The organism is Stenotrophomonas sp. AR029 (genome assembly GCF_047520695.2).
Taxonomy (GTDB): Bacteria; Pseudomonadota; Gammaproteobacteria; order Xanthomonadales; family Xanthomonadaceae; genus Stenotrophomonas; species Stenotrophomonas sepilia.
This window is the reverse complement of record NZ_JAXBQQ020000003.1, coordinates 333501-349167: the sequence shown is the minus strand read 5'-3', so window position 1 is coordinate 349167 and position 15667 is coordinate 333501. Positions and strand designations below refer to the sequence as shown.

Genomic DNA, 15667 nt, shown 5'->3' with positions numbered 1-15667 from the left:
TGAAAACAGCAGCCTTCGCATTGCTGAATTTTTTGGCTTGATTCAGGCTGTATCTGGCATACGCGCGCGGCGAGCGTGCATTCGAGTTCCGCTGACCCTTGCAACAGGAGGTTGCCTTGCACGTGCCTGCCCCGCTGCGGTTCCCGCTCTGCGCTGTCGTCCTCGCCTTCATCGACGGGTGTTCCACTGTATCGGCTCAGCCACTGCAGCCTTCTGATTACCAGCGCGCCGAGCGCGTGCACGACAGCCACCTGCGCGGTGCATTGCGCAATGCCTCGGTCGTGCCGAACTGGCTGGCCGATGGCCGCTTCTGGTATGAGCGCGAGGATGCACGCGGTCGACGCCAGGCGGTACTGGTCGACCCGCTACAGGCAACTGGCGAGGTCCTGTTCGAGCCCGCCGCACTGGACAGCGCGGTGGCGCCCTTCGGTGCCAGCGGGCCACGCCTGCGACTGGCCAGCGTGCAGGCAACCGACGATGGCCTGCGCCTGCGATTCAGCGGCGAGGCGCCGATCGATTGCCGGTGGCCGCGCTGGCAATGCGCGCCGTCGCAGGATGCGATGCCGCCGGCAGATGCGTTGCTTTCGCCCGCTGGCGATGCCTGGCTGCAGGTGCGCGACCACAATCTGTGGCTGCAGTCGCCCGGAACGGCGGCACGGGCACTGACCACCGGCGGCGAACCCGGTCATGGTTATGGCGTACTGCCGGACTTCACCCTCCGCAGCATTCCGCGCCGCCAGGGCCGGATGCCGGTGCGGCCGTTTGCGGTCGGCTGGTCACCGGATGGCCGCTACGTGGCCGGCATCCGCTACGACGAGCGTGCGCTGCAGGACTACCCCTATCTGGAAAGCACGCCGGCCAACAGCGCGCGCCCACGCGTGCACACCGTGAAGCTGGGGGTACTGGGCGATGCACAGCAGGTGCGCGACAGCCTGTACATCGTCGATGTACGCAGCGGCCGGCAGCAGGACATCACCCTGCCCGAGGGCTGGAACATCCTGAGCGAGGCGGGCATCCTGGGCTGGGACGGTGGCCGGTTGTACGCCGCGATGGCGCACTTCGGCATGCCACGGCGCCTGCGCCTGGTAGAGATCGACGCCGGCAGCGGTGCGCTGCGCACCGTGCTGGAGGAGTCCAGTGATACCCGCCTGCAGCTCAACGTGTATTCCTACAACCGGCCAGCGGTGGCAATCCTGCCCGGCCGGGACACCGCCGTGTGGTTCTCGCAGCGCGATGGCTGGGGCCATCTGTACCGGGTGCGCCTGTCCGACGGCAAGGTGATGGGCCAGCTCACCGGCGGCCGGTGGGCGGTGCGGGACCTGCTCGGCGTGGACAGCGCAGGCGATTGGGCATACTTCAGTGCCGGCGGTGTCGAGGGCGGCGATCCCTACGTGCGTGGCCTGTACCGGGTACCGCTGCACGGCGGAGCGGTGCAGCGCCTGGCCGCCGATGGCGACGACCACCTGGTTGATGCGGGCACCGGCATGCTGTTCGGTGGACGTGCACCGCAAGCGCTCTCACCCGGCGGTGGCTACCTGGTGGATACGGTGTCCAGCCTCACGCAGCCGCCACGCACGGTGCTGCGCGCCAGCGACGATGGCCGCGAAGTGATGGTGCTGGAGGCTGCGGATACGCAGGCGGTCGTCACTGCTGGCTGGCGGCCGCCACGGCGCGAGCGGCTGCTGGCCGCCGACGGGCGCACGCCGATCTTCGCCACCATCTACCTGCCCCGCGACTATCGCGATGACGGCAGCTTCCCGGTGATCGACGCGATGTACGGCGGTGCTTTCATCAGCAATGCGCCGGTCACCTATGCCGAAGCGGTCTCGGCGCAGAACCCGGTATCCCGCGCCAGCCTCGCCGAGCTCGGCTTCGTGGTGGTCAGCATCGATGCCCGCGGCACCGGCGGCCGCGACAAGGCATTCCATGACAGCAGCTTCCTGCACGGCGCCGATGTACAGCTCGATGACCATGTGGCCGCACTGCGCCAGTTGGGCGAACGCTACCAGGGTATCGACCTGCAGCGGGTCGGCATCTATGGGCATTCGTTCGGCGGCTACAGCGCGGCGCGTGCCCTGCTGCGCTACCCCGCGTTCTACAGGGTGGCCGTGGCCTCGGCCGGCAGCCACAATTTCCAGGGCATGTACGGCGGCGCCCTGCACGGCATGGACCGGCTGTTCGGTGGCGTGGTGCCAGCTACAGCCATGGCCGATGGCGTGCCGGCCCCCTTTGCCGGTCTCGACAATGCGGCGCTGGCCAGCAACCTGCGCGGGCATCTGCTGCTGGTCTATGGCGAACTGGACGAGAACGCGCCACCCGCGCTGACCCTGCAGCTGGCCGCGGCCCTGAACAAGGCCCAGCGTCGCTACGACCTGCTGTACCTGGCTCGACAGGACCACGAACTGTTCCGCAACGACGCCACCTATACGCACCGCATGTGGGACTACTTCGTGCGCCACCTGGCCGGCCAGCAGCCACCGGATACGGCGCTGGCCCCGCTCCCGGGTGGCCCGGGCTGAACAGGCGTACGCGGGATGTCGATCCCCGCCGCGCTGGTTCGTCGTGTACTTGAAGGCCGTGCATGTGGCACGGTCCATCCGGAGGCTGGCAATGAGCTACATCGATGGTTTCGTCCTGGCGGTTCCCACCGCCAACAAGGAGAAGTTCCTCGCCCATGCACGCACAGGAGATCCGGTCTTCATCGAGTACGGCGCACTGCGCGTGGTGGAGTGCTGGGGCGATGACGTGCCGCACGGCAAGACCACCGATTTCTTCGGCGCGGTGAAAGCCACGCCGGACGAGACGGTGGTGTTTTCCTGGATCGAATGGCCCGACAAATCGACCCGCGACGCCGGTATGAAGAAGATGATGGAAGACCCGCGGTTTGATCCAACGAAGAATCCGATGCCGTTTGACGGTGCGCGGATGATCTACGGCGGCTTCGTGCCGATCTACGAGCTGACCCGCTGAACCCGGCGGACGTGCTCAGCGCGCGTCCGTTTCATCGCTGGCAGCGGCATGGCCGGCGCCCAGTGCGGCGCCGGCACCGAGGCCCATGCCGCCCATGCCAGCGCCCATTCCGCCGCCCCCACCTCCGCCACCACCCGCACGGCCGCCCTTGGCATCGCCATCGTTGCGCCCCTTGCCGCCACCACTGGCAGCGGGGCGGGTCGGCCCCTGCGGCGGAATCCGCAGGTCGGGAGGAATCGGCGCCAGGTCCAGCGCTTCGCGCACGAAGTCGCGCAGCGAGACCACCAGTTCGTGGGTATGCACCGGTCGCCCCTGTGCCAGTTCGTTGGCAGCGCGCGCGGCCAGCCGCACCTGTTCGTCGGTGCCCAGCAACAGGATGTCCGAGAGCGCGGCCTCGACCGCATCGCGGATGCGGCGCGTTCGATCTGAACGCGGTTCGGCGATGCCTTCGGCCGCTTCGCGCTGGCGCAGATCACGGCGATGGCTGGGATCCACGCCCAGTTCACCAGTGAATGAACCGCCCAGGGTCTTGTAGGCCGCCATCAGTGTGCGCAGCCGCTCGTTGATCTGCCGGTTCTCGCGCTCGCGACGCTGCTGCAGGGTCTGCATCACCAGCAGGCGGATGCCCACGCCCAGCAGGGTGATCAGGACCAGGCCGGCCAACGTGGACAGCACGCCCTGCCAGGAACTGAAATCGATACCGCGCATGCTGGGGCTCCGGCGGGAAGAATCTGCATCTTGCCCCAGACCGCGCCCCGAAAACGCGAAAGGCCCCACCACCCGGTGGGCGGCAGGGCCTTCGGTCACGGCGCGATTACTTGCGCTTGGCGACCTTGCGCACGGCCTTGGCCGGGGCCTTCCTGGCAACAGCCTTCTTGGCCGGAGCCTTCTTGGCGGCGACCTTCTTCAGCGGTGCAGCCTTCTTGGCGACGACCTTCTTGGTCGAAGCGACCTTCTTGCCGACAGCCTTCTTGGCAGCAGTGGTCTTCCTGGCAACGGCCTTCTTGGCGACGGCAGCCTTCTTGCCGACAACCTTCTTGGCGGCGGCGGTCTTCTTGGTGGCGACCTTCCTGGTGGCGGCAACCTTCTTGCCGACAACCTTCTTCGCAGCCACTGCCTTCTTGCCGGCAACCTTCTTGGCGGCGACGGTCTTCTTGGCCACAGCCTTCTTGGCGGTGGCGACCTTCTTGCCAACCACCTTCTTGGCGGCCGTGGTCTTCTTGGCAACGGTCTTCTTCGCGACAGCAGCCTTGTTGGTGGCGGCCTTCTTCACGGTGGCGACCTTCTTGCCGGCAGCCTTGGTGGCGGCCTTGGTGGTCTTCTTGGCAGCGGCGGCCTTCTTGGTCACGGCCTTGCCCGCAGCCGCCTTCTTCTTCGCCACTTCCTTCTTCAGGGCAGCAGCTTCGGCCTTGGCGTTCTTCTTGGCCGCTTCCAGCTTCTTCTTGGCGTTGGCAACTGTCTTGCCAACCGACTTGGCAGCCTTCTCGGCCTTCTTGGCAACGGTCTTCTCGACCTTGGCCACGGCCTTCTTGGCCTTGGCAACGCGGGTACCGGCAGCCTTGCTGGCGCGCTTGACGGTCTTCTTGACCGACTTCACTGCGTCTTCGGCGGCGTGGGCGATGGTCTCGCCGACGTTGGTGGCGGTTTCTTTCACGTTCTCGACAGCGTCGGTCACGACCGACACACCATTACCGTTGCTCATGTTGCCCTCCTGCGGGCCTTAAGTATCAAAACGGGGCGATGCTATACCGACATTGACGATCGTGGAACGGGGCATGTGCCAGCAATCGCATCTGTTGCGACGCCGATGGTGTACGCAGCAGCCCCCGTTGCCACCTGCGGTTCGCAGCAAACCCCTTTTTTTCAGTACTGCGCCACGCGAACCCAGCATTGCCTGGCCGTCGTCGCGCGCACATGCACGGGCGCAGCGTCCGGCATCCGTCGTGGCGCATTGCGGCACCCGCCTGCGCGGAACTGCGCAAGTATCCGCCTGTGCCAGTGCGGCGCGCGTTGGCCTTGAGTGGCGCACCCATCACCTGCCCGGGTGTCACCACAACCGCGCTTTTGGCCCCCGCGCTCCCACCTTCGAGGCCCCCGTTTTCATGGCGCATTTATCCAGATCGCGACACACTCATTCAGCTTGTTTTACCGTAGGCCCGAACAGCCCCCACCCACGCCAGCGAACCGACTCCCATGCGACCGCTTCCCACCCTGCTCACGCTCGCAATCGCCGCCGCCTTCGGTGGCTTCGTTGCCACCGGCATCAATGCCCACCTGGACAACCGTGCCGACGCCGCGCCGCTGCCGGCGGTCCTGCCGACCACCGCAGCGTTGCCGGCCTCGGTGGCCGGACAGGCGGTACCGTCACTGGCACCGATGCTGGAGAAGGCGATGCCGGCGGTGGTCAGCGTCAACACCAAGCAGGTGGTTCGCGTACGCAATCCCTTCTTCAACGACCCGTTCTTCCGCCGCCTGTTCCCGGACATCCCGCAGGAACGCATCAACGAATCGCTCGGCTCCGGCGTGATCATCGACGCCAAGGAAGGCCTGGTACTGACCAACCACCATGTCATCGAGAACGCCGATGACGTGCAGGTGACACTGGCCGACGGGCGCACGGTCAAGGCCCAGTTCCTGGGTTCGGACCGCGATACCGACATCGCCCTGATCCGCATTCCGGCGCAGAACCTGACCGACATCAAGCTCGGCAACAGCGACCAGCTGCGCGTGGGCGACTTCGTGGTGGCCATCGGCAACCCGTTCGGCTTCAGCCAGACGGTCACGTCCGGCATCGTCTCGGCGGTGGGCCGCAGCGGCATCCGCGGGCTGGGCTACCAGAACTTCATCCAGACCGATGCGTCGATCAATCCCGGCAATTCCGGTGGTGCACTGGTCGACCTGCAGGGGCAGCTGGTCGGCATCAATACCGCCAGCTTCAACCCGCAGGGCAGCATGGCCGGCAACATCGGCCTGGGCCTGGCGATTCCATCGAACCTGGCGCGCAGCGTGGTCGACCAGCTGGTCAAGCACGGCGTGGTGGTGCGCGGCACGCTGGGGGTGGAAAGCCAGAACCTGACCGCGCAGATTGCGCAGGGACTGGGCCTGGCCGAAACACGTGGTGCGCTGATCACCCGCGTGCTGGCCGGCTCGGCCGCTGCCGCAGCCGGGCTGAAGCCGGGCGACGTGGTGGTCTCGGCCAACGGCCAACGCGTGGACAGCGCCGAAGCCCTGCACAACGTGGAAGGCCTGGCCGCCGTCGGCAGCCCGATGACGCTGGACGTCCGCCGCGAAGGCAAGCCCGTGCAGATCAAGGCAACGCTGAAGGAACAGGCACGGGCGGTCACCGGCGAGAGCCTGGACCCGCGGCTGACCGGCGCCACCTTCGTCGACCTGCCCGAGTCGCTGCGGCAGTCGGGGGTCGGCGGCGTGCTGGTCAGCGAGGTCAAGCGCGGCAGCCGCGCGGCCAGCAACGGCCTGCAGCAGGGCGACATCATCACCGACGCCACCGTGGGTGAATTCGCCGACCTGGCCAGCTGGCGTGCCAATTTCCAGCAACGCCCGCCGACCCTGGTGGTGCGCGTGCTGCGCAACAATGGCCAGCAGCAGGGCCAGCTCGTGATGCGCTGATCGCCCTGCCGTAACACCCCCTATACCCCAGCAATGCTATTGCTGTCAGTCCAGGTCGGCACCGCCGACGCCCGTTCCCCCATCGCAACAGGAGTGATTCGATGAGCCCCACCAATACCGAGAACCTGAAGGAACACCTGGGTGAAGCCGGTTCCCACCTGAAGCAGGCCGCCACGGCCGCCGGCGGTGCGATCAAGGGCGCAACCGGTGCCGCGACCGACGAACTGCGGATCGGCAAGGCCAACGTCAAGGCTGAACTGTCCGACAGCGCGCTGTCCGGCCTGGCCGCCGCCGAGTTCGGCGGGGCCGCTGCCAAGGAACAGGTCGATGCACTGATGGACAAGGGCAAGGACCTGATCGACAGCGCCGCCGAGCTGATCCGCGAACGTCCGCTGGCCTCGTTCGGCGTGGCCTTCGCTGCCGGCTGGATCATCGCCAAGCTGGCCCGCGGCAGCAGCGACAAGTAAGCCGCGGCGTGAGCGAAGACAACGCGCAAGCCCCTGATCCGGCGGCCACCCCGCCGCTGGATGAGAGCATCCGCCAGGTCGGCGCGGCCGGTCGTGCCGCTGCCGATTCGGCCAAGCACTCGCTGCGTTCGCTGCGCCGGCTGGCCTCGGCCGACTTTGCGCTGGCTCGCAGCGCATTCGGCCGTGCACTGGCCTGGGCCGGGGTAGCGATCGTATTCGGTGCGTCGGCCTGGCTGCTGATGGCCGCCACCCTCATCGCCCTGCTGCAAAGCTGGGGCCTGAGCTGGCTGCAGGCGCTGCTGATCACCTCGCTGCTGAGCCTGGCCGTCACCGGTTATGCGATCTGGCGGGTGTCCTACTTCTTCCACCACACCGGCATGCACGCCACCCGGCGCCAGCTGTCCCGCCTGGGCCTGTTCGACGAGCCCAGCGAAGACGACCCCGATGCCGATGTGCAGCTGCCAGAGGGCAAGCCATGAAGTTCGGTGCGCTGCAGCGGCGGGTGAAGCGCTGCGAACAGGTGGTGACCGTGCGTCTGGTCGAGACCCAGGACCACTGGTCCACGCTCAGCCAGGTCTGGCGCCAGGGCTGGTCGCCACTACGCATCGTGGTAGTGGGCCTGGCCGGTGGCTTCATTGCCGGCAAGCTGGAAATGCCGGGCAAGGTCAACGGTGCGCGCTGGCTGCAGATGGTGGGTTCAGTGTCGAACCTGTTCGCCAGTGCGCAGGCAGCGTTCGCCACGGCGATGGCGGCGCAGGCTGCGGCTACCGCCGACGATGCGGCCGAAGAAGCCGACAACGCCAGCGAACAGGCACAGGCGGCCGCATCGGCATCAGCCGCACGGCCCGCGCCAGCGGCGGCGCCACGGGCCGCCGCAGAACCGGAGCCGCGCGAACCGCGCCCGGCCGAAGCCGCCACCGAACTGTCCGAACGTTGATCCATGGAATCCGCCGCGCCGATCGCGGCCGGCGGATAATGCGCTCCCCTTTCCGGCTGATGCGTCGATGAGCGAGTCCTCCCTGTCCCTGTCACCAGCCGATCCGCAGGACCCGGAGGCACCGCTGCCGCCTCCGTCTCGCCCACGCGGGCCGATGTCGCTGGTGGTGCTGGCGACCCTGGCGGTGGGCTACACGCTGTGGGCTGCGCAGGACATCATCCTGCCGGTGCTGCTGGCGATGTTCTTCGCACTGGTCGGCAACCCGATCCTGCGCCTGCTGCAGAAACTGTGGATTCCGCGCGCGCTGGGCGCGCTGCTGATTCTCGGCGCCGGCCTGGGCGTGACCGGTTCGCTGGCGGTGCAATTGATCGGCCCGGCGATGGAATGGGCGCAGGAAGCCCCGCAGCAGCTGCGCAAGGTCGCCCGCCAGGTGCAGGACCTGACCAAGCCGGTGCAGCAGGCCAACCAGGCGGCGGAGAACTTCGCGCGCGTCGCCGGCGGCGACAGCAACCACAAGGTGCAGGTGATCCGCACCCAGCTCGACGACCCGTACCGCATGCTGACCCGCGCGCCACGGCTTGCCGCCTCGGTGCTGGCCGTGGTGCTGCTGACCCTGTTCTTCATGATCTATGGGCAGAGCCTGCAGCGCGCGGCAATCGCGCTGTTCCCGAACCGCCAGCAGCAGCGCTTCACCGCCGACATCCTGCGGTCGATCGAGCGCGAGGTCTCGCGCTACGTGCTGACCATCAGCGTGATCAACACCCTGGTCGGGCTGGTGTTCGCAGGCGTGCTGATGCTGCTCGGCATCGGCCTGCAGGAGGCGCTGCTGTGGGGCACGGTGGCCGCGCTGCTGAACTTTGCCCCGTACGTCGGTCCGCTGATCGGCGTGGCACTGATGCTGCTGATGGGCTTCGTGGAATTCCGCGACCCGCTGCAGGCGCTGCTGCCGGCGGCCGCGTACCTGGCCCTGCACACTCTGGAAGGGCAGATGGTGACCCCGATCGTGCTGGGCCGGCGCATGAAGCTGTCGCCGCTGGTGCTGATCCTGGCGCTGATGGTGTTCGGCTGGGCCTGGGGCATGATCGGCCTGCTGCTGGCGGTGCCGCTGCTGGTCTGCATCAAGCTGGTGCTGGCACGGCTGGAAGGCATGCAGGGCTGGGCACGGCTGCTGGAATGAAAGCCCGCGCGGGCAGGCGTAGAATGGAGGGGTGAATTTCCCCGTCCAAGCCATCACTCTCGACCTTGACGACACGCTGTGGCCGTTCGCTCCGATTGGCGCCCGCATCGACCTGGTCCTGCACGAGTGGATGCGTGAACACAGCCCCGCCACCGCCGCGATGTATCCGGTGGCGGCAATGCGCGAACTGCGCGAGCGCCTGTACCACGCCCATCCGCACCTCCATCACGACCTGAGCGCACTGCGCCGGCTGACCCTGCACGAAGCGCTGCACGCCAGTGGCGCCAGCCTCGATCTGCTGGAGCCAGCGTACGAAGCGTTCTACGCCGCGCGCAACCAGGTCGAGTGCTATCCCGATGCGATCGATGCGCTGGCGCGGATTGCCGCGCGGGTGCCGGTGGCAGCGCTGAGCAACGGCAACGCCGATCTGGAGCGGATCGGCCTGGCGCATCATTTCGCCTTCCAGCTGGGCGCGCGCGAACACGGCGCGGCCAAGCCGGAGGCAAGCATTTTCCACGCCGCCTGCACCCGACTGGGTGTGGCGCCGGCACAGGTACTGCATGTCGGCGACCACGCCGAAATGGACGTGGCCGGGGCGATCGCCGCCGGCCTGCGCGGGTGCTGGATCAACCGCGAAGCAGCCACCTGGACCCATCCGAAACTGCAGCCGGACCTGCAGTTCGACACCCTCACCGGCCTGGCCGACTGGTTGGACGCCAACCTCGACGCCGCCGCATCCCGGAGTACCTGACGCATGAGCGAGATCACTGGTTTCACCGCCGACACCACCGCGGCGCTGCCGCTGTACGTGCTGGACCGCGAGCAGTTCGCCGCCTGGAAGGACGGCCAACCGGCCGCCACCCAGGCCTGGCTGGCCTCGCAGGGTTTCACTGCCGGTGCGCACAGCGTGGCCCTGCTGCCCGGCAGTGAGGGCCTGGCCGGCGCGGTGATCGGTGTCGGTGATCGCGCCGATGCCTACAGCTATGCGCATGCGCCGCACGCGCTGCCGGAAGGCAGTGTCTGGCAGCTGGCCAATGAACTGCCTGCCGCCGAACAGGCGCTGCTGCAGCTGGGCTGGGGCTTGGGCAGCTACCGCTTCGACCGTTACCGCAAGCGCAACCGCGCCCCGGCGCAGCTGGTGGCCGCACCGTCCGGCGAAGTGGCCGACCTGATCGCCGCCAGCCTGCGCGTGCGCGACTGGGTCAACACCCCGACCGAAGACATGGGGCCGCAGCAGCTGGAAGACGCCGCGCGTGCACTGGCCGATGCACATGGTGCGCAGGTCGAGGCGATCACCGGCGATGAACTGCTGAAGCAGAACTTCCCGGCCATCCACGCCGTGGGCCGCGCTTCGCACCGTGCGCCGCGCCTGGTAGTGCTGCGCTGGGGCAAGGAAACCGACCCGGCACTGGTGCTGGTCGGCAAGGGCGTGTGCTTTGATACCGGCGGCCTGGACATCAAGCCGGCCGACGGCATGCGCAACATGAAGAAGGACATGGGCGGCGCCGCGCATGCGCTGGCCCTGGCCGGCCTGGTGATGGCGCGCGGACTGCCGGTGCGCCTGACGCTGCTGGTGCCGGCGGTGGAAAATGCGATCGGTCCGGATGCGTTCCGCCCGGGCGAAGTGATCGCCACCCGCAAGGGCCTGAGCGTGGAGATCGACAACACCGATGCCGAAGGCCGCGTGATCCTGTGCGATGCGCTGACCTTCGCCGGTGAGCAGAAGCCGGACCTTGTGCTGGATTTCGCCACTCTTACCGGTGCCGCACGCATCGCGCTGGGTCCGGATCTGCCGGCGCTCTTCAGCAATGACGACACGGTGGCGCAGCAGTGGCTGCAGGCCGGCGACGCAACCCGTGACCCGGTCTGGCGCATGCCGCTGTGGCGGCCCTACCTGCGCTATCTGAGCAGCGGCATTGCCGACCTGGCCAATGCCGGTTCGCGCATGGCCGGCTCGGTGACCGCCGCGCTGTACCTGGAACGCTTCCTCGAAGACGGCCAGCGCTGGGCGCACCTGGACGTGTACGCCTGGAACGACGGTGAACGCCCGGGCCGTCCGGCCGGTGGCGAAGCGCTGGCGCTGCGCTCGGCGTGGGCGATGTTGAAGGCGCGTTACAGCTGATCGGGTGGGTGCCGACCTTGGTCGGCACGCCGTCCCCGGCAAACTTGACGAAAATTTGAATACCGGGCCTGGAAGGGTTCTGCGAGGATGTGTGGGTCGACCACCCACACGCTCCGTGAAGGCAGGACTCCGACCATGTCGCTCTTCGGCTACACCCGTGCCGGCCAGACGCCAGGCGCACCGCGCAAGCATTCCCCCCTGCTCTGGATCGCGCTGATCGCGCTCATCCTGGGTACCGTGGCGCTGGCCTTCGCCTGGCTGGCCGGCTGGATGGGCGACCGCCTCACCGCGCAGCGCTTCACCGACACCATCGAGGCCACCGGCCCGGCCCATCCGGGCTTCCGCCGTGCACACAGCAAGGGCGTCTGCGTAAGCGGCTGGTTCGAACCCAGCGCGCAGGCCCCTACCCTGTCCAGTGCCCGGGTGTTCTCGCAGACGCGTGTGCCGGTGATGGGCCGCCTGTCGATCGGTGGCGGCGACCCCTACGGCGCCGACAACACCGCACGCGTGCGCAGCCTGGCGGTGCAGATGGTCAGCGATGATGGCCAGGAATGGCGCATGGCGATGAACAGCTTCCCGTTCTTCGCGGTACCCACGGCCGAGGCGTTCTACGAGCAGACCCGCGCCTCGATTCCCGACCCGGCCACCGGCAAGCCGGACCCGCAGAAGATGGCGGCAGTGCTGGCGAAATACCCCAGTGCGCAGGCGTTCCAGCAGTGGGCGAAGACAGCGCCATGGACCAGCAGCTGGGCCGACACCACTTTCAACAGCGTCAACAGTTTCTGGTTCACCAATGCGCAGGGCCAGAAGCGTGCGGTGCGCTGGCGCTGGCAGCCGCTGGCGCCGGTGGTGGAGATGGATGCGGAAGCGCGCAAGCAGGCCAGCGTCGATTTCCTCAGCCAGGAACTGCAGCAGCGCCTGGCCCGCGGCCCGGTACGCTGGAACCTGGTCGTGACCACCGCCGAGCCCGGCGATGCCATCGATGATCCGTCGGTGCCGTGGCCCGAGTCGCGTGACCAGGTAGTGGCGGGCGTACTCAGCCTGGACCGCATGCAGTCGCAGGAAGAAGGCGCCTGCGGCCAGATCAACTTCGATCCGCTGATCCTGCCCAGTGGGGTGCGCGGCAGTAATGATCCGATCCTGGCGGCCCGCTCGGCGGTGTACTCGCAGTCCTTCAACCGCCGTGAACGCGAGCGCGCCAGCGGCAACGTCGAACAACCGAAGGAGGCCGCACGATGAGCACCGGCAACGGCCACTTCAACCTGCTGGCGCGGGTGCTGCACTGGTCCATGGCGCTGATGATCGTCGCCATGCTGTTCATCGGCGTGACCATGGTCGCCTCGCTGCACCTGCGTCCCGCGCTGATCGACCTGCACCGCCCACTGGGCATCGCGATCCTGTTGCTGGCGCTGCTGCGCCTGTACAACCGGCAGCGCCATCGCCCACCGGCGCTGCCTGCCGACCTGCCGGTCTGGCAGGGGGTAGCGGCCAAGGCCTCGCACTGGATGCTGTACGCGCTGATGCTGGCGATGCCGTTGATCGGCTGGGCGATGCTGTCGGCCGGCGGATACCCGATCGTGTTGTGGGGAGGGCTGCACCTGCCGCCGATCGTGCCGCACACCCCGGCGTTGTATGCCGCCTTGCGCAATGCGCACAGCCTGTTGGCGTATGTGCTGTTCGCTACGGTGCTGATGCATGTGGGTGCGGCGTTGTTCCACCTGTGGGTGCGTCGCGACGGGGTGTTCCAGGCGATGGCGCGCGGGAAGAAGTGATGATCGGGTTCGCCGGGAGTTCCCGGCGGATCGTTTCCGCGACCGCAGGGGGTGTCACTTTTCTTTTCGCGCGAAAAGAAAAGTAACCAAAAGAAACGCGCCGCCAGAGCGCGAGCCGGTGCTGCGCACCGGTGCCCTGTGCTTCTCGGTGAATCAGGGGACGGCGCCGAACTCGCTACGCTCAAACACCGGCGCCTCTTCGCCCCTGATTCCCCTGCGATGCTCGGCTCGCTCAAGGCGGACCCAACATCAAGAGCGACAGCTGCACCCAGTAGATCCACGCCATGCGTGGATGCTCTTGCTGTTGATCTTGACCTTCAAGTCCGCCTTGAGCGAGCCGAGCACCGCAGGTCCGGCGAGGGCGAAGAGGTGCGGGTGTCTGAGCGCAGCGAGTTCCCGCACCGTCCCTCGACGGACCGAGGAGCGCAGGGCACCGGCGTGCGAAGCGCGCCGGCTCGCGGCCGGCGGAGCGTTTCTTTGGTTACTTTCTTTGCGCGCAAAGAAAGTGACACCCACCCGCGGTCGCGGAAACGACATCACCAGGAAAGGCAGGCCGCCCCTACAGCCACCCTTTCTGCCGCGCCAGCCGGTACGCCTCAATGCGATTGGCCACGCCCAGCTTGCCGATGCACTCGGACAGATAGTTGCGCACTGTGCCGTGCGACAACCCCAGCTGTTCGGCGATCTCGCTGGCGGTGCGGCCCTCGCCCGCCAGCCGCAGCACGCGACGCTCGCGGTCGGTCAGCGGATCGGCCTGCGACCACGCATCCAGTGCCAGCTGCGGGTCGATCGCGCGGATGCCCTGCTTCACCTTGCGCAGTGCCTCGGCCAGGTTCTCGGCCGGTGCGTCCTTCAGCAGATAGCCCAGCACGCCCGCTTCCAACGCACGGCGCAGGAAACCGGCGCGGGCAAAGGTGGTCACGATCACCACCTTGATCGGCAGCTCGTGACGCGCGATGCGCTGTGCAAGCTCCAACCCGGACAAGCCCGGCATCTCGATGTCGGTCACCAGGATGTCCGGCTGCAGCTGCTGCAGCATGCGCCACGCGGTTTCGCCGTCGGCGGCGCTGCCCAGCACTTCGATATCCGCTTCCAGGCCCAGCAGCGCCGACAGTGCGCCGCGTACCATCGCCTGGTCTTCGGCCAGCAGGATGCGGATCATGCGGCACCGTCCTGCACCAGCGACGGCGGCACGCCTGGCGGCAGCGGTGTGGTCGCGGCGGCCAGTGGCACGCGCACGGTCAGCACCGTACCCTCACCCCTTGCGGACTGCACCTGCAGGCTTCCACCCAGGGCGGCCACGCGTTCGCGCATGCCGCACAACCCATTGCCCTCGGCCTGCACGCCGCCACGACCATCGTCGCGGATCTGCATCGCCAGCATGCGTCCCTCCAGCATGAACTCCACCCGTGCCTGCGTCGCCTGTGCGTGGCGCACGATATTGGTGGCGGCCTCGCGCAGCACCAGCGCCAGCCCACGTTCGACATCCACCGGCATCGCCGGTGGGGGTGCGTATTGAAGGTGGACCTGCTGGCACTCCAGCAGCAGCCGCGCCGACGCCAGCTCACCGGCCAGGTCACTGGCGCGGATGCCGGTGACCGCGCTGCGGACCTGTGCCAGCGCTTCGCGGGCGATGGCCTCGGCCTCGCCGATCTCCACCCGCGCGCGCGCGTCGCCGCGGTCGTGCAGCTTGCGCGCCAGCTCCAGCTTCAACGTGATCAGCGACAGGGTGTGACCGAGCAGGTCATGCAGGTCGCGGCCGATGCGTTCGCGCTCGGCAGTGGCCGCCAGCCGCCGCACCTCGTCCTGCGACAGCTGCAGTGCCGCATCCTTCTGCTGGTTGAGTGCCTCCACGTTCACGACCAGGCCGACGATATAGGACACGGCGGGGATCCAGACCAGGCTCTGCCACGGGTACTGGAACAGCAGGGCGAGGCTGCAGAACAGGAGGTTCAGGCCAGTGAGCTGCAGCAGATACTGCCACCACCCTCCGCGACCGCTCACCCGCAGCAGCACGCAGCCGAACACGAAGTAGGTCAGCCCGGACGGGTACCAGGGCAGCAGCACCAGCGACATCGCGATCAGGCCCAGGGCATAGCGCGGGGCGTGATGGCGCGGCGCCACCATCACCTTGGCGTACAGCAGCAGGAACACCGGGTAGCTGGCCAGCGTCAGCAGCAGCCAGCGCAGGGTGAAGCCATGGCCAAGCAAGGGCGTCAGGAAGATCCACACTGACCACAGCAGGTGGATTGCCTCGCCCCAGGGGGACTTTCCCCGGCGCAGCGTATCGGCCACCGCCGAGTCGGGCGCGGGGCGCAGCAGCGAGGCAAGCCAGATGGACGGCACGGGCGGTTCCAGGCGGGGACGATCGCCGCCGATCATGCCAGTTCAGCCGCCTGCGCGCAGGCGCCACCGTCGGCTGGGCGGCACTGGCGCAGCCGAGCGCAGATCACGGTACGCTTGGCGGCGCCGCTGCGGCGGGCCGGCAATAGGGCGATCGGATCCACGGGCGGTACCGGTAGCGGAGACGTTGCCATCCTGTGCCGTCGTGGTCACATTTCGCAGTTGCCGCCGTCAGTGTCATCGGATGACAGC

At 67.9% G+C, this 15667-nt stretch carries 15 protein-coding genes; 11 read left to right on the top strand and 4 right to left on the bottom strand.

The genetic code is table 11. The features are described from left to right. Positions 1–116: 116 nt before the first annotated feature. Positions 117–2519 carry a S9 family peptidase gene (locus ACM0PB_RS13835; protein ID WP_164093411.1) on the top strand — a complete coding sequence of 801 codons (2403 nt, stop codon included), beginning with the start codon at positions 117–119 and terminating at the stop codon, positions 2517–2519. A 91-nt stretch (positions 2520–2610) separates the two neighbouring features. Next, a complete protein-coding gene (locus tag ACM0PB_RS13830; RefSeq protein ID WP_005420538.1) occupies positions 2611–2970 on the top strand; it encodes a DUF1428 domain-containing protein in 360 nt (119 codons plus the stop codon). Between the two features lie 15 nt (positions 2971–2985). Here ACM0PB_RS13830 and ACM0PB_RS13825 read toward each other — a convergent pair whose 3' ends face one another. After that, positions 2986–3678, bottom strand: coding sequence for a hypothetical protein (locus ACM0PB_RS13825; RefSeq protein ID WP_065178993.1), 693 nt, complete (start codon positions 3676–3678; stop codon positions 2986–2988). Between the two features lie 106 nt (positions 3679–3784). After that, positions 3785–4672 carry a histone gene (locus ACM0PB_RS13820; RefSeq protein WP_414604646.1) on the bottom strand — a complete coding sequence of 296 codons (888 nt, stop codon included), beginning with the start codon at positions 4670–4672 and terminating at the stop codon, positions 3785–3787. Between the two features lie 491 nt (positions 4673–5163). Between ACM0PB_RS13820 and ACM0PB_RS13815 the strand changes: the two genes are divergently transcribed. The 9 genes from ACM0PB_RS13815 (at position 5164) to ACM0PB_RS13775 (ending at position 13072) form a co-directional block, all read left to right on the top strand. Beyond that, positions 5164–6597 carry a Do family serine endopeptidase gene (locus ACM0PB_RS13815; RefSeq protein WP_005420544.1) on the top strand — a complete coding sequence of 478 codons (1434 nt, stop codon included), beginning with the start codon at positions 5164–5166 and terminating at the stop codon, positions 6595–6597. Positions 6598–6698: 101 nt separating this feature from the next. Next, positions 6699–7064 carry a hypothetical protein gene (locus tag ACM0PB_RS13810; protein WP_004153835.1) on the top strand — a complete coding sequence of 122 codons (366 nt, stop codon included), beginning with the start codon at positions 6699–6701 and terminating at the stop codon, positions 7062–7064. Positions 7065–7072: 8 nt separating this feature from the next. Next, the gene (locus ACM0PB_RS13805) at positions 7073–7543 is read left to right on the top strand and encodes a phage holin family protein (RefSeq protein WP_004153834.1); all 471 of its coding nucleotides are present in this window, start codon (positions 7073–7075) and stop codon (positions 7541–7543) included. Further along, complete coding sequence (locus tag ACM0PB_RS13800; RefSeq protein WP_065185642.1) at positions 7540–8001, top strand: protein sip-5; 462 nt, start codon at positions 7540–7542, stop codon at positions 7999–8001. The genes ACM0PB_RS13805 and ACM0PB_RS13800 overlap by 4 nt, the downstream gene beginning before the upstream one ends. Before the next feature lie 67 nt (positions 8002–8068). Further along, positions 8069–9178 carry an AI-2E family transporter gene (locus ACM0PB_RS13795; protein ID WP_065178990.1) on the top strand — a complete coding sequence of 370 codons (1110 nt, stop codon included), beginning with the start codon at positions 8069–8071 and terminating at the stop codon, positions 9176–9178. A gap of 31 nt (positions 9179–9209) precedes the next feature. Next, the gene (locus ACM0PB_RS13790) at positions 9210–9929 is read left to right on the top strand and encodes an HAD family hydrolase (protein WP_053499497.1); all 720 of its coding nucleotides are present in this window, start codon (positions 9210–9212) and stop codon (positions 9927–9929) included. 3 nt (positions 9930–9932) lie between these two features. Continuing rightward, positions 9933–11300: a leucyl aminopeptidase family protein gene (locus ACM0PB_RS13785; RefSeq protein WP_053499499.1), complete on the top strand. Its 1368-nt coding sequence runs from the start codon at positions 9933–9935 to the stop codon at positions 11298–11300. A 135-nt stretch (positions 11301–11435) separates the two neighbouring features. Beyond that, complete coding sequence (locus ACM0PB_RS13780) at positions 11436–12539, top strand: catalase family peroxidase (RefSeq protein WP_414604644.1); 1104 nt, start codon at positions 11436–11438, stop codon at positions 12537–12539. Next, positions 12536–13072, top strand: a complete 537-nt coding sequence (locus ACM0PB_RS13775) for a cytochrome b (RefSeq protein ID WP_414604643.1) — start codon at positions 12536–12538, stop codon at positions 13070–13072. The genes ACM0PB_RS13780 and ACM0PB_RS13775 overlap by 4 nt, the downstream gene beginning before the upstream one ends. A 559-nt stretch (positions 13073–13631) precedes the next feature. Here ACM0PB_RS13775 and ACM0PB_RS13770 read toward each other — a convergent pair. Both ACM0PB_RS13770 and ACM0PB_RS13765 read right to left on the bottom strand, forming a co-directional pair. Next, complete coding sequence (locus ACM0PB_RS13770; RefSeq protein ID WP_005420563.1) at positions 13632–14234, bottom strand: response regulator transcription factor; 603 nt, start codon at positions 14232–14234, stop codon at positions 13632–13634. Beyond that, the gene (locus tag ACM0PB_RS13765; protein WP_065185640.1) at positions 14231–15454 is read right to left on the bottom strand and encodes a sensor histidine kinase; all 1224 of its coding nucleotides are present in this window, start codon (positions 15452–15454) and stop codon (positions 14231–14233) included. Before ACM0PB_RS13765 ends, ACM0PB_RS13770 begins: the two co-directional genes overlap by 4 nt. Between the last annotated feature and the right edge of the window lie 213 nt (positions 15455–15667).

Bases quoted from the DNA above. Each gene is read 5' to 3' on its own strand.
- ACM0PB_RS13770 (WP_005420563.1), bottom strand. From the start codon at position 14,234: ATGATCCGCATCCTGCTGGCCGAAGACCAGGCGATGGTACGCGGCGCA.
- ACM0PB_RS13785 (WP_053499499.1), top strand. From the start codon at position 9,933: ATGAGCGAGATCACTGGTTTCACCGCCGACACCACCGCGGCGCTGCCG.
- ACM0PB_RS13815 (WP_005420544.1), top strand. From the start codon at position 5,164: ATGCGACCGCTTCCCACCCTGCTCACGCTCGCAATCGCCGCCGCCTTC.
- ACM0PB_RS13800 (WP_065185642.1), top strand. From the start codon at position 7,540: ATGAAGTTCGGTGCGCTGCAGCGGCGGGTGAAGCGCTGCGAACAGGTG.
- ACM0PB_RS13765 (WP_065185640.1), bottom strand. From the start codon at position 15,454: ATGATCGGCGGCGATCGTCCCCGCCTGGAACCGCCCGTGCCGTCCATC.
- ACM0PB_RS13795 (WP_065178990.1), top strand. From the start codon at position 8,069: ATGAGCGAGTCCTCCCTGTCCCTGTCACCAGCCGATCCGCAGGACCCG.
- ACM0PB_RS13775 (WP_414604643.1), top strand. From the start codon at position 12,536: ATGAGCACCGGCAACGGCCACTTCAACCTGCTGGCGCGGGTGCTGCAC.
- ACM0PB_RS13810 (WP_004153835.1), top strand. From the start codon at position 6,699: ATGAGCCCCACCAATACCGAGAACCTGAAGGAACACCTGGGTGAAGCC.
- ACM0PB_RS13830 (WP_005420538.1), top strand. From the start codon at position 2,611: ATGAGCTACATCGATGGTTTCGTCCTGGCGGTTCCCACCGCCAACAAG.
- ACM0PB_RS13825 (WP_065178993.1), bottom strand. From the start codon at position 3,678: ATGCGCGGTATCGATTTCAGTTCCTGGCAGGGCGTGCTGTCCACGTTG.
- ACM0PB_RS13820 (WP_414604646.1), bottom strand. From the start codon at position 4,672: ATGAGCAACGGTAATGGTGTGTCGGTCGTGACCGACGCTGTCGAGAAC.
- ACM0PB_RS13780 (WP_414604644.1), top strand. From the start codon at position 11,436: ATGTCGCTCTTCGGCTACACCCGTGCCGGCCAGACGCCAGGCGCACCG.